General features: G+C 39.9%; 13 protein-coding genes and 1 pseudogene. 11 read left to right on the top strand and 3 right to left on the bottom strand.

Features of this window, described 5'->3' with window-relative positions; translation table 11 throughout:
• From BN1068_RS17140 to BN1068_RS17125, 4 genes and pseudogenes are all read left to right on the top strand, one after another.
• Positions 1-882, top strand: a complete 882-nt coding sequence (locus BN1068_RS17140) for an ABC transporter ATP-binding protein (RefSeq protein ID WP_077604118.1) — start codon at positions 1-3, stop codon at positions 880-882.
• A gap of 24 nt (positions 883-906) precedes the next feature.
• Positions 907-2,520: an ABC transporter permease gene (locus BN1068_RS17135; RefSeq protein ID WP_077604024.1), complete on the top strand. Its 1,614-nt coding sequence runs from the start codon at positions 907-909 to the stop codon at positions 2,518-2,520.
• 207 nt (positions 2,521-2,727) lie between these two features.
• Positions 2,728-2,844: pseudogene (locus BN1068_RS17130) on the top strand (PadR family transcriptional regulator); the annotation flags it as partial.
• Between the two features lie 47 nt (positions 2,845-2,891).
• The gene (locus BN1068_RS17125) at positions 2,892-4,085 is read left to right on the top strand and encodes a chromate transporter (protein WP_077604023.1); all 1,194 of its coding nucleotides are present in this window, start codon (positions 2,892-2,894) and stop codon (positions 4,083-4,085) included.
• A gap of 99 nt (positions 4,086-4,184) precedes the next feature.
• Here BN1068_RS17125 and BN1068_RS17120 read toward each other — a convergent pair whose 3' ends face one another.
• Positions 4,185-4,877 (bottom strand): aspartate/glutamate racemase family protein, encoded by a 693-nt coding sequence (locus BN1068_RS17120; RefSeq protein WP_077604022.1) that lies wholly within the window; start codon positions 4,875-4,877, stop codon positions 4,185-4,187.
• A gap of 196 nt (positions 4,878-5,073) precedes the next feature.
• Here BN1068_RS17120 and BN1068_RS17115 point away from each other — a divergent pair, with 196 nt between their 5' ends.
• The 7 genes from BN1068_RS17115 (at position 5,074) to BN1068_RS17085 (ending at position 10,623) form a co-directional block, all read left to right on the top strand.
• Positions 5,074-5,421, top strand: coding sequence for a metal-sensing transcriptional repressor (locus BN1068_RS17115; RefSeq protein ID WP_254846799.1), 348 nt, complete (start codon positions 5,074-5,076; stop codon positions 5,419-5,421).
• 75 nt (positions 5,422-5,496) lie between these two features.
• Positions 5,497-5,703, top strand: coding sequence for a copper chaperone CopZ (copZ, locus tag BN1068_RS17110; protein WP_077604021.1), 207 nt, complete (start codon positions 5,497-5,499; stop codon positions 5,701-5,703).
• Between the two features lie 86 nt (positions 5,704-5,789).
• Positions 5,790-8,216: a heavy metal translocating P-type ATPase gene (locus BN1068_RS17105; RefSeq protein ID WP_077604020.1), complete on the top strand. Its 2,427-nt coding sequence runs from the start codon at positions 5,790-5,792 to the stop codon at positions 8,214-8,216.
• Positions 8,217-8,223: 7 nt separating this feature from the next.
• On the top strand, positions 8,224-8,805 hold the full coding sequence (locus BN1068_RS17100) for a YdhK family protein (protein WP_439822985.1): 582 nt from the start codon (positions 8,224-8,226) through the stop codon (positions 8,803-8,805).
• Between the two features lie 73 nt (positions 8,806-8,878).
• Positions 8,879-9,550, top strand: a complete 672-nt coding sequence (locus BN1068_RS17095) for a hypothetical protein (RefSeq protein WP_077604018.1) — start codon at positions 8,879-8,881, stop codon at positions 9,548-9,550.
• Positions 9,551-9,586: 36 nt separating this feature from the next.
• Entirely contained in the window at positions 9,587-9,865 is a 279-nt protein-coding gene (locus tag BN1068_RS17090; protein WP_077604017.1) for a glutaredoxin family protein, read from the top strand.
• A 137-nt stretch (positions 9,866-10,002) separates the two neighbouring features.
• Positions 10,003-10,623, top strand: a complete 621-nt coding sequence (locus BN1068_RS17085; RefSeq protein ID WP_077604016.1) for a nitrite reductase — start codon at positions 10,003-10,005, stop codon at positions 10,621-10,623.
• Positions 10,624-10,776: 153 nt separating this feature from the next.
• On the opposite strand, the gene BN1068_RS17080 is transcribed toward BN1068_RS17085, so the two are convergent.
• Positions 10,777-12,132, bottom strand: a complete 1,356-nt coding sequence (locus BN1068_RS17080; protein WP_077604015.1) for a sodium/glutamate symporter — start codon at positions 12,130-12,132, stop codon at positions 10,777-10,779.
• 96 nt (positions 12,133-12,228) lie between these two features.
• Positions 12,229-12,408, bottom strand: coding sequence for a hypothetical protein (locus BN1068_RS17075; RefSeq protein WP_077604014.1), 180 nt, complete (start codon positions 12,406-12,408; stop codon positions 12,229-12,231).
• Between the last annotated feature and the right edge of the window lie 17 nt (positions 12,409-12,425).

Raw genomic sequence — 12,425 nt, 5'->3', positions numbered from 1 at the left:
ATGACAGAAATTGTGAAGATAAAAGGCCTGCAAAAGAAGTTTGGTAAATTTCAGGCGTTAAGTGATGTGACATTCACAGTTGGTGCTGGAGAAGTTGTCGGTTTTATCGGTCCCAATGGAGCTGGTAAATCAACAACAATCCGTGTTTTATTAGGAATTATCAAGCGTGATGCCGGGAAAGCAGAGATTTTTGGAAAGGACGTCTGGAAGGATAGCTTGGAAATTCATAAACGTATTTCGTATGTTCCGGGAGATGTTGCACTTTGGGGGAGTCTGACAGGCGGAGAAATTATTGACTTGTTTATGAAGCTGCATGGCGGTGGAGATAAGCAAAAACGTGATTATTTAATTAAACGCTTTGAATTGGATCCGAAGAAAAAAGCGAAAGGGTACTCGAAAGGGAACCGTCAAAAGGTTGGGTTAATTGCAGCATTGTCCGTGAATTCTGATTTATATATTTTTGATGAGCCGACTTCCGGGCTTGATCCTTTAATGGAAGCAGTTTTTCAGGAGGAGGTAGAAAAAATCAAAGAAGCAGGGAAATCCATTTTGCTGTCTTCTCATATTTTGAGCGAGGTAGAGCGTTTAGCTGACAGGGTTGTTATTATTCGTCAGGGGGAGATTGTAGAATCGGGGACATTGGATGAATTAAGGCATTTGACCCGCTCTGCTGTAACTTTAGTAACGGAAGAAGACGTTTCGAAAATGGAGACTGTAGAAGGTGTGCATGATTTTATGCAAAAAGATAATCAAGCAACCTTTTCTGCCGACAACAAGCATATCAATGATATTTTAGTGGAAGCAACCAAGCTGGGTGTGAAGAAATTTGAAGCTGTTCCGCCGACACTGGAGGATTTATTTATGCGTCATTATGAGGGATAAGCGCTGATGGAGAGGTGAAAGAAAATGAAAGAAAAATTTGCACGCTGGGATATACTGTTTTTGCAATATCTGAAGCGTGATTGGAAAAAAATAATTTTTTGGATTCTCGGAATTGGCTTATTTTCAGGAGGATTTGTGCCTGCTTTTGAAGAAATAGCAAAAGGGCAGGGTTTGATAGGGATGTTTGAGACATTGCAAAACCCGGCGATGGTTTCCATGGTTGGTCCGACCCCGGTTGAAACAGCGGCTGATTATACAATAGGCGCGATGTATGCGCATGAAATGTTATTGTTCTGCGGTTTGTTTGCAATGATTATGGCTGTTTTACACGTGATTGGACATACACGTAAGGAAGAAGATCTCGGATTGACAGAGCTGGTACGCTCGTTTCAAATTGGGCGGCAGGCGAACTCACTTGCGGCAATGGCAGAGGTTGTTGTTATTAATATCATATTAGCGCTTTTCATTAGCGCTCTGCTTATCGTTTTTAATGTTGATACGATTTCAGTCCAGGGCTCCTTTTTATTTGGAGCATCTATTGGAATGGCTGGTGTCATTGGAGCGGTAATCGGCCTGGTAATGGCGCAAATTATGCCGGCTTCCTCCAGTGCAACTGGTTCTGCACTGGGAATCGTCGGTCTGCTTTATATTATACGTGCCGGCACGGATGTTTCCAATGTGGACTTTTCTATGTTTAACCCGCTTGGATGGACATATTTGACCTATCCATTTACAGATAACAGCTGGCTGCCGATTATGTTTGCCTTGATTTTCAGTGTTGTGATGCTAATCCTTGCTTTTGCGCTGGAGGGCGGTCGTGATATGGGCGCTGGTTATCTGCCGGAAAGAGAAGGACGGGAAAATGCAAAGCGCTCACTATTATCTGTTCGGGGATTATTTATCAAGCTGAATAAAGGAGTTACTATCGGCTGGCTGATCGGTTTTGGTGTAATGGGTGCTGCTTATGGTTCCATTTACGGAGATATGCAAACCTTTCTGGAAAGTAATGAGATGATGAAGCAAATGTTTGCCCAATCTGGCGTATCCATTGAAGAATCCTTTACTGGCACGATTATGATGGTGATGATGGTGCTAGTTTCAATTCTGCCGATTGTGATTGTGAATAAGCTTTTCGCTGAAGAAAGCCGTCAGCATTTAAGTCAGCTTCACGCTGCCAAAGTCACCAGGGGCCAATTTTACTGGACGACAATCGGTTTAGCTGTTATTGCCGGATTAATTGGAACGCTGCTAGCTGCGGGAGGACTTGGCGGTACAGCTATTTCCGTAATGGGAGACAGTGCTGCAATGGATATCAGTGATTTTCTGGCAGCGGGCTATAACTTCCTTCCATCGGTTTTATTCTTTACGGCACTCGCAGCTTTAGCACTTGGCTGGGCTCCGAAGCTCGGGAAGGTTGTTTATGCCTATCTCGGTTATTCCTTTATTTTAAATTACTTTGACGGTATTTTAGATTTACCGGAGTGGTTTTTAAAAACAGCTGTACAAAGCTGGATTCCGCAAATGCCGATGGACAGCTTTGATGCGCCTGTGTTTATTACAATTACCGTAATCAGTATCGTTCTGATGGTTGTTGGTTATCTCGGCTATAACAGACGGGATATGATAGAGGGAGCTTAACCCTGAGTAAGTAAATATTTGTTTAAATATTCAAAGTCAATTTGATCCATATATATATGGAGCGGATTGGCTTTTTTATATTCGATTCTTTTGTAAAGTTTATGTAAAGTCTTATTGTAATGGGTTGAAAGGGATATGTACCGATGATAAGTTAATAACGAAATCTGATATCAAGTTTCGATATTGATAGTGCAGGAGACAATTCCGTTGGAAGATAAATTATTAAGAAAGTTATTTTTAGGATTTATGCAAATACCTATTCTGTATCATGCAATAGAAGAATCTGTTTTTGGTGCATGGATGCTGGATGAGTTGAGAAGACATATGAACTGTTTAAAAAAATAATAGATTGATAGAAAAGGGCGTGTAAAATGAAGCATAATGAAGAAAAAGGAAAATTAAAGATTCTAATAGAAATCCTGCTTGTTTCTGCACAGCTGGGGCTGACATCCTTCGGCGGACCGATAGCACATCTTGGATATTTTCATGAAGAATATGTCCGGAAAAGAAAATGGATGGATGAGAGAAGTTACAGCGACCTGGTTGCCCTGTGTCAGTTTTTACCGGGCCCTGCCAGCAGTCAAGTCGGCATAGGAATCGGCGTTATGCGGGGAGGGGTACCTGGAGGAATTCTTGCTTTTATCGGCTTTACACTTCCTTCTGTATTGGCATTAATTATATTTGCTTTGTTTTTACAAGGCTCATCTATGGAAGGAGCCGGTTGGATTCAAGGACTAAAAATTGTTGCAGTAGCTGTAGTGGCGCATGCGATTTTGGGAATGGCCTCAAAATTGACACCGGATTTAAAACGCAAATCGATTGCATTGTTTGCTTTAATAATAACCTTATTATGGCAAATAGCCTTTATACAAGTTGGTGTTATTTTATTAGCAGGACTGATTGGCTATATAGTGTATAAAAATCATGCTGATAATGAGAAAGCAGATTTTGTTTTTCCAATTTCTAAAAAGCTGGGGCTCATCTGTTTATCGTTATTTTTTGGATTGCTTGTTTTTCTTCCTATTTTAAGAGAGATGACCGCCCTGAATTGGATTGCTATGTTTGATAGTTTTTATCGCTCTGGATCTCTTGTTTTTGGTGGGGGACATGTTGTTTTGCCGTTGCTGGAGCGTGAATTTGTCCCAACAGGCTGGATGGACGAAGCTTCGTTTTTAGCTGGCTACGGGGCCACACAGGCAGTTCCCGGACCATTGTTTACATTTGCGGCCTATATCGGTGCCGTTATCAGCGGGTGGAAGGGTGGATTAGTAGCAACTGTGGCTATTTTTTTACCGGCATTTCTGCTTATTTTAGGTGCACTGCCTTTTTGGAATCAAATAAGAAGCAATCATAAAATGAAAGGTGTGCTTATGGGTGTAAATGCTGCTGTAGTAGGGATATTAATTTCCGCTTTCTATCATCCTATTTGGACGAGTGCAATTCTTGAGCCGATTGATTTTGCTTTTGCTGCCATTCTTTTTAGTATGCTGGTTTACTTCAAGCTGCCCCCTTGGATCATTGTCGTGACTGGGGCTCTTGGAGGTACGTTTCTATCCATGTTATAAAGTGAATTCTAAAAACAGTGGGCCACGAAGAAGAGGCCCGCTGTTTTAGGGTGACAGCTGAAGCTGTTTCACCATATAATCCCAAGCTATTAAATGTGATTAAATTCCCAATGCTTTACGAACAGCTTCCATTGCATGTATTTCAGCAGTATCAAATAAGGGCACTTCTGAATCCTCCTGCTTAACTAGCATCCCAATTTCCGTACATCCGAGAATAATTCCTTCTGCACCTTGATTAATTAAGTGGTTGATAACTTCTTTGTAATCGTTTCTGGATGATTGTTTAATATTACCCAAACACAGCTCTTCAAAGATAACCTTATTAATCATTTCTCTTTCCGATTGGTCAGGTATTAAAATATTTATCCCATTTGACTTGATCCGTGCTTTATAAAAATCCTGTTCCATTGTGTATTTGGTGCCCAGCAATCCAACTGTATGCAGATTGGACTTTGTTATTTGATTGGCGGTCGCATCTGCAATATGAAGGACAGGAATATTAATTTTTGCTTCTATATCCTTCACTACTTTATGCATGGTGTTCGTACAAATAACGATAAAATCTGCTCCTGCTTTTTCTAATGAATAGGCTGCATCTCCTAATCGTTTCCCTGCTTCGCCCCATCTGCCTTCTGCCTGGAATCGTTCAATTTCTTCAAAATCAACGCTGTATAACAGACATTTAGCAGAGTGTAATCCGCCTAACTCACTTTTAACTTTTTCATTGATAATTCGATAATATTCAGCTGAAGATTCCCAACTCATTCCACCTATCAGGCCAATTGTTTTCATAAGAATTCCTCCGCTATCTGCTTTTTTTATATCCTTCATTATACAGTATTATATATATACTATCTGCTGGTATATAAATCTTTTTTGTTTTTTAGACAAATAATAATAATTTGACATACCTTATAGGGGTATAGTATGATGGATTTATAAACAAATTAATCTTAACTAATCCTTGAAATAAGAGGGGAGAATAGATATGGGAAAAACAGCGGAACAAATGAATCCGATAGATCAGAAGAAAATGTGTTGTGTGGAAAAAGGAGAAGAGTCCGGCACGCATATGCCGGATGAGCTTCAACGAAATTTAATGAATCGCATGAGCCGGATTGAAGGACAGGTCAAAGGCGTAAAACGAATGATTGACCGGAATGTATACTGTGATGATATTTTAACACAAATGTCGGCAGTACAATCTGCGCTGCATTCTGTTTCACGTCTGCTTCTGGAAAGTCATATAAATACCTGTGTCATTGAAAGGTTAGAGAATAAAGATCCTGAAATCGTAACAGAACTTATGACAACTATCTCAAAAATAATGAAATAAAAAATTTTATTATTGACAATACCTATCTAGGGTATGGTAATATGAAAGTGGATTTAAAATTAGGAGGTAATTTACATGGAAAATATAACACTTAATGTACAAGGAATGTCATGTGGCCATTGCGTCAATTCTATTGAAGGAAACGTAGGAGAATTAGATGGAGTTGAATCAGTAAAAGTGCATTTAGAAGATGGAAAAGTAGATGTAACATACAATGCTGATAAAGTAGAATTAAAAGATATTACAGAAGTAATAGAAGAACAAGGCTATGATGTTGCTTAAATAAAAGGGAGTAATCGTGCTGCTTCAGCACGATTACCTTTTTGAAATTTAAATACCCCTATGCGGTATATAGAGAGGTGAGAACAATGGGAGCACAAAAGGAAGTAAACTTACAAATACAAGGGATGACTTGTGCTGCATGTGCCAATAGAATTGAAAAAGGTCTCAATAAAATAGACGGCGTGGAAAATGCAAATGTCAACTTTGCTATTGAAAAAACAAAAGTTGTTTATGATTCTGACAAAACAAATGTACAGGATTTTGAAGATAAAATTGAGAAATTAGGCTATCACGTTGCACACGATAAACAAACATTCGATATTTCGGGTATGACCTGTGCTGCATGTGCTAATAAAATTGAAAAACGTTTAAATAAAATGGAAGGCGTCTCTAATGCTTCTGTTAACTTTGCATTAGAAAATGTGACAGTAGATTATGACCAGGGTCAGGTTACTGTCAACGAAATGATGGAAGCAGTAAAAAAATTAGGCTACAGCTTAAAAGTGCAGGCATCTAAAGAGGAAACTGCAAATAATAAAGAGGAAGAAATTCGTCATCAGACAGGGAAATTTATCTTTTCAGCTATTCTATCACTTCCTTTATTATGGACGATGGTAACACACTTTGAGTTTACGTCGTTTATCTATTCCCCGGATATGTTAATGAATCCGTGGGTACAATTAGCTTTAGCTGCACCTGTGCAATTTATTGTCGGGGCACAATTTTATAAATCTGCATATAAAGCACTGAAAAACGGCAGCGCTAATATGGATGTCCTTGTCGCATTAGGTACATCGGTTGCTTTCATTTATAGTATTTTCTTAGGGATTGAGTGGCAAATACAAGGTCAGGCTGGTATGCCAGAGCTTTATTTCGAAGCTTCCGCAGTAATTATCACTTTAATCCTGCTTGGAAAACTATTTGAAGTTCGTGCCAAAGGAAGAACCGGTCAGGCGATACAGAAATTGCTCGGAATGCAGGCAAAAACTGCCCGAGTAATTAGAAACGGCGAAGAACAGGAAATTGCAATTGAAGAAGTAATCGTTGGCGATACTGTTATGGTTCGTCCTGGTGAGAAAATTCCTGTGGATGGCCAAATCATTAAGGGAGAATCCGCAGTTGATGAATCGATGATTACTGGAGAAAGTATCCCTGTTGATAAGAAGACAGGCGATGCAGCTATTGGTTCCACTATCAATAAGAATGGATTGTTAACCATTGAGGCTACAAAGGTTGGTAAGGATACGGCCCTTTCTCAAATTGTAAAGGTTGTTGAAGAAGCACAGGGAAGTAAAGCTGATATTCAGCGCGTTGCTGACCGCGTATCTGGCGTATTTGTTCCCATTGTTGTAGGAATAGCACTGGTGACCGGGCTTGTATGGTATTTCTTCGTAGCACCTGGTGATTTACGTTCTGCTTTAGTCCCTGCGATTACAGTATTGGTTATTGCCTGCCCTTGTGCGCTTGGTCTGGCAACTCCGACATCTGTGATGGCTGGTTCAGGAAGAGCAGCCGAGCTTGGAGTATTGTTTAAAGGCGGAGAGTATTTAGAAAATACGCGTAATCTGAACACAATTGTTTTAGATAAAACGGGAACGGTAACCAAAGGGGAGCCTGAACTAACAGACGTTCTGCCAGAACAAGGTTTTTCAGAAGAAGAAGTGCTTGCCTTAGTGGCTTCTGCTGAAAATAATTCTGAACATCCATTGGCAGAAGCAATTGTAAAAGGTGCAAAAGCAAAAGGCGTTCAGATTAAAGAAACCGATTCTTTTGAAGCAATACCGGGATACGGTATCCAAGCTTCTGTAGATGGAAAAATGATTTTTGTCGGTACAAGGAAACTGATGAAACGGGAGAATATTGATGTTTCTTCTGTAGAAGATAACATGGCGAAGCTTGAATCAGATGGGAAAACAGCAATGTTAATCGGTCTGGAAAATCAATTGGCCGGGGTCATTGCAGTGGCAGATACCGTAAAAGAGACATCTAAAGCGGCTATTCAGAGAATGCACGAGCAAGGGCTGGAAGTCATTATGCTGACCGGGGATAATCAAAGGACTGCCAACGCAATCGGAAAACAGGTAGGAATTGATCGTGTAATCGCAGAAGTAGTACCGGAACAAAAAGCAGATGAAATAAAAAATCTTCAACTGGAAGGTAAAAAAGTAGCTATGGTAGGTGACGGTGTTAATGATGCACCGGCATTAGCTGTAGCAGATATCGGAATGGCGATTGGTACAGGAACAGATGTAGCGATTGAAGCGGCTGATATTACACTGATGCGCGGCGATTTGAATAGTGTGGCAGACAGTGTAGAAATTAGTGCGAAAACAATGCGTAATATCAAACAAAACCTGTTCTTTGCCTTCTTCTATAATTCAGCTTCCATTCCGGTTGCTGCAATTGGACTGCTCGCTCCATGGGTTGCCGGAGCAGCAATGGCGTTCAGTTCTGTATCTGTGGTACTAAACGCATTACGATTACAACGTTTAAAGCTGAAAGGAGGCCAATAATATGTCCATTAAGAAATGGGTTTCCTTAGGAATTATCTATGTAGCAGCTGTTTTCGCGGTTTTTGCTATTGCTACCGGGCAAAATCCGCTGGCAAGTGGAGAAATGGAACATAATGAACACACAGGTGAACATGAAGAAATGGATCATTCAGCTGAAGAAATGTCCAGTTCCGGAGAAATCCCGGCAGGTCTTAAAAAAGCTTCGGACCCGACATTTGAAGTTGGCAGCGAAGCAATAATCAGTGCCGATCATATGCCAGGAATGGACGGTGCTGTTGCGAAAATCTCCGGTGCGTTTGATACCACTGTTTATACCGTATCTTATACGACAGATGGTGGCCAGGAAATCGAAAATCATAAGTGGGTTATCCATGAAGAATTAGAAAATCCAGATGCTGCACCACTGGATCCTGGAACAGAAGTGGTATTGAATACAGACCATATGGAAGGGATGAATGGCGCTACTGCAGAAATTGATTCGGCGGACGAAACCACTGTCTATATGGTTGATTTTGAAACAACAGATACTGGTGAAAAAGTCCAAAATCATAAATGGGTAACAGAGGAAGAGTTATCACCGGCAGATTAAGTTTTATCGCCGTGTAACTAGCCGCAAGATTTCTGTTTCAAGATATGAAAGAAAATCAAAGGAGGAAGATAGTATGGATCATAGTCATCATCATCACCATCATCATTCAGGTGAGTCAGAGGTAAAAGCAAAGGTAACGTATAAGGATGGAAAAATATCTATCGCCTTAGAAGATAATACTGGAAAAGCGCCGGAACTGGCCTTGGCACATGAAAAAGAAATGCATTTTATTATGGTATCCAATGATTTGGAGCATTATTATCATTTGCATCCAGAAAAAGAACAGGAAGGACTTTATACGATTAACCACCCTTTAAATGATGGTACGTATCAAGCCTTTGTTGATATTACGCCTAAGGAAAAAGCATATCAGGCAGCTCCAAATACGGTTCAGGTCGGAACGAATGAAACAGGTAAAGCTGCCTTAAAGCCTGACGATAATTGGACCAAAGAAGTGGATGGAAAAACTGTTACGTTAGAGAATGTCAAAGCAGAGACTGGTAAAGCAGTTCCTTTAAATTTTAATATGCACGGAGAAACTCCTGAGCCGCATCTTGGGGCTTTAGGTCATGTGGTCATTGTAGATCAAGCAGTAGAACAATATATTCATGTTCATCCGGATTCAGATGACACAACAACATTCCATGCTCATTTTCCGAAGCAGGGAATGTATAAAATTTGGGCAGAATTTCAATTTGGTGATAAGGTGCACACTTATTCATTTATTATTGAAGTAAGTAAATAAGTAATCACATCATACCTGGGGGAGGGAAGTTAACAGATGGCTGAATATCATTTAGAAATCTATACAAGACCGACTTGCTCAGATTGCCAGGACTTGAAAAATTTCTTAGAAGAACATCAAATCCCGCATAAACAATACGACTTAGCAAAGCAGCCTGAAAAAGAGAAAGAATTAAAAAAGATAACAGGAAACAGAATCGTTCCCGGCATCGTTTTTTCTCGATCTTCTATGCTGGGTTTAAGGAAAAAAGTGAAGAGTATGACTGGATTTGAACAAAATAAACAAGAAATTAAAAAGCTGTTAGAAGTCAGCTGATAAAAATATACAGATTCCATAAAGAGATTGGAAGATTATTTTATTTCTTTATGGAATCTAATTATTTTTTATCATTATAAATACCTTACAGACGTATTGTATAAAAATGATAAAAAGTAGAAATAGGGGGACTCCATATGGAACGTGATGATAAAAAGATAAAAATAGCTGTCAATGGAGGAATTGGATTTGGATCCAAACTAAATGCCAAGCAGCTGGTGACCATTTCTAAGTATATGGATGAAAATGAGGAGCTGGAATTAACTACTTTTCAACAGCTTTATATTGAAATTCCAGAAAACAAAAAAGAAGAGATTATAAAGGAATTTGAAAGTGTTGGATTAGCTTGTTATCCAGTCGGAAGTTATGTTAAGAGCCTGAGAACCTGTAATTTTTGTAAAGGGGAAGAACGGGAAGGGATGCCTGTAGCAAAAGAACTCAATAAACGGTTTGCCGGCAAACAAGTTCCTTTTACATTAAAGATGGCTTATACAGGCTGCCCAATCGGCTGTGGAGAACCAATGATCAGTGATATAGGCGTGATGAAATTCAAGGATCAATACAATTTATATGTAGGTGGAAAAGGCAAGGGTTTTGATGCAGAAGTGGGGATGCTTTTGAAAGAGAATCTAGAGCCGGAAGAATTATACGAAATTGTAGAGAGAATCATTGATAACTATTCACAGTTTGGCAAGAAAAGAGAGTCTTTCTTTAAATTCTGGAGAAGAATCGGGAAGGATCAATTGGTAAATATATAAAATGAAACTTCACTCAGCGGGAGCTTTGCGAACGCTTCTTCGTGATAAATAAGCGTTTACGGCTGCTAATTTAAATGCTAAATCGTATTTTGCCATATAAAACACCCCTAGAATTAGATTTTTGGTCTAACTCTAGGGGTGCACACCAAGCCATCAGCTCGGTGTATTTTCCTTATTCCCCTGTCCCCACCAGCCTGCTTTTTTGTAAATAACAATAACAACTGCAGCGCCAAGAAGAAGTACTACTGGAATCACCCACGTGAATCCAAGTGCGAAAAGAATTGGGGCAAAGGTAACAATAATAATATCAACAGGTGCAACACCTACATAACCCAGTGCATAATCTTCCGGGGTCCGGCTTTTTAATTCAGGGTCAACAATTCGTAAGAGCGCAAGCCCCATAGCGACAGTCCCTGTACTCCAGCCCCATCCGAAGATAGATTTTTCCAGCCAGAAATCTCTGAATACATTTGGGCCGACGAAACGGAACAGAATATATGCCCATAGTGTTCCGAATGCAAATAATAGGAGCAGCGGCAGTGCGTAATCCATAACAACAGTAATATTAATCGAAGCAATACCAAAAGCAACCAGAAAATCAGTGGCTGTCCCGCCGATACGCTCCATAACACGTCCATCAATGTATTTATCCGCTTTTAATTTACGGCTGATTCCTTGAAAGGCTAAACCTAGAATAAAAGCAACACTGAACAGCGGTATAGATACGGCAGGTATTAATTCCGTTAACATATTTGTGACCCAATAGGATATGCCGATTAAGAAAGCAATAATAGCTAAATGCAGAACAAGCGGATCAATTGAATTGGATGAGACTGTTTCTTGTCCCATTGCTGATCGCTTGGATGGCGGCATTAATCCGGATTTCAGTTCAGAAGGAAGATCTTTAAAGCTTGAAATAAACTTTGTATGACCATTTTCAGTACTGCGTTTGATAAGGAATAGTCCTCCTAAAACAGCAACCAGAATCCCTACTGTGGCAGAGGTCATACCAAGGTCCATCGCTTCCTCCCAGCCGGCGTGAGCCAATCCTTCTCCAATAGCAGCTGCAGTTCCGTGTCCGCCTAGAAATCCTGCTCCCAGAATAAGTCCAAATCCATTAGGTAAATCCTTGAAAATCGGGTTTAAAATAAGTAAAGCAAACAGGACGCCTGCTCCCCACATAGATAAAGTCAGTATGATGGAATAAGAGAACATATCACGGACGCGATGGAATACCTCCGATAACTGCACTTTGGTAGCGCCAATTGGAATTGCTCCAAAAATAACCGCAATTAACAAAGTAGGATAGCTGCTGAATTGTTCAGAAAAGGGAAGAATGCCCACTCCGCTGGGGCCAAATGCGAGCCCAAGAAAACCGGCAATCATGCTCGCCGGCAGAAATAAGGATTGGATCCATCTTACTTTCGCCCGCAGGATGGTTCCTGCTAAAAGTAATCCTGAAATAATGCTGATATCTATCATTAATGACCAAATTGTAAAATTTTCCATTTCTAATAAAATTCCTCCTTTAAATGTTTCGATCGAATCATAAAGTTTAACGCATGACTAATAACAATCAGTTTAAGCTGCTGAAGGTAAAAGTCATTATTTTATCTGTTTGTAGTTAGAGTACTTAAATGCATTAATCCGCCAAATTCCAAAGGTAACTCCCACAAGAATAAATAAAATGCTTATCCATTCTAAAATGGAAGGAAGCATCCCGTTATAAATAAAAGAATAAAGTAATCCAAAAAGTGTTTCAAAAACAATCATCATTCCAGCCATAGAGACGGTCAGCCGGA

Source organism: Oceanobacillus sojae (genome assembly GCF_900162665.1).
In the GTDB taxonomy this organism is placed as follows: Bacteria; Bacillota; Bacilli; order Bacillales; family Amphibacillaceae; genus Oceanobacillus; species Oceanobacillus sojae_A.
The sequence above is the reverse complement of the archived record's forward strand: the minus strand, read 5'-3'. Positions and strand labels throughout refer to the sequence as shown.

What these genes read in the sequence shown, in the direction of transcription:
- BN1068_RS17140 (WP_077604118.1), top strand. Translation starts at nt 1, where the DNA reads ATGACAGAAATTGTGAAGATAAAAGGCCTGCAAAAGAAGTTTGGTAAA.
- BN1068_RS17135 (WP_077604024.1), top strand. Translation starts at nt 907, where the DNA reads ATGAAAGAAAAATTTGCACGCTGGGATATACTGTTTTTGCAATATCTG.
- BN1068_RS17125 (WP_077604023.1), top strand. Translation starts at nt 2,892, where the DNA reads ATGAAGCATAATGAAGAAAAAGGAAAATTAAAGATTCTAATAGAAATC.
- BN1068_RS17120 (WP_077604022.1), bottom strand. Translation starts at nt 4,877, where the DNA reads ATGAAAACAATTGGCCTGATAGGTGGAATGAGTTGGGAATCTTCAGCT.
- BN1068_RS17115 (WP_254846799.1), top strand. Translation starts at nt 5,074, where the DNA reads ATGGGAAAAACAGCGGAACAAATGAATCCGATAGATCAGAAGAAAATG.
- copZ (WP_077604021.1), top strand. Translation starts at nt 5,497, where the DNA reads ATGGAAAATATAACACTTAATGTACAAGGAATGTCATGTGGCCATTGC.
- BN1068_RS17105 (WP_077604020.1), top strand. Translation starts at nt 5,790, where the DNA reads ATGGGAGCACAAAAGGAAGTAAACTTACAAATACAAGGGATGACTTGT.
- BN1068_RS17095 (WP_077604018.1), top strand. Translation starts at nt 8,879, where the DNA reads ATGGATCATAGTCATCATCATCACCATCATCATTCAGGTGAGTCAGAG.
- BN1068_RS17090 (WP_077604017.1), top strand. Translation starts at nt 9,587, where the DNA reads ATGGCTGAATATCATTTAGAAATCTATACAAGACCGACTTGCTCAGAT.
- BN1068_RS17085 (WP_077604016.1), top strand. Translation starts at nt 10,003, where the DNA reads ATGGAACGTGATGATAAAAAGATAAAAATAGCTGTCAATGGAGGAATT.
- BN1068_RS17080 (WP_077604015.1), bottom strand. Translation starts at nt 12,132, where the DNA reads ATGGAAAATTTTACAATTTGGTCATTAATGATAGATATCAGCATTATT.
- BN1068_RS17075 (WP_077604014.1), bottom strand. Translation starts at nt 12,408, where the DNA reads ATGGCTGGAATGATGATTGTTTTTGAAACACTTTTTGGATTACTTTAT.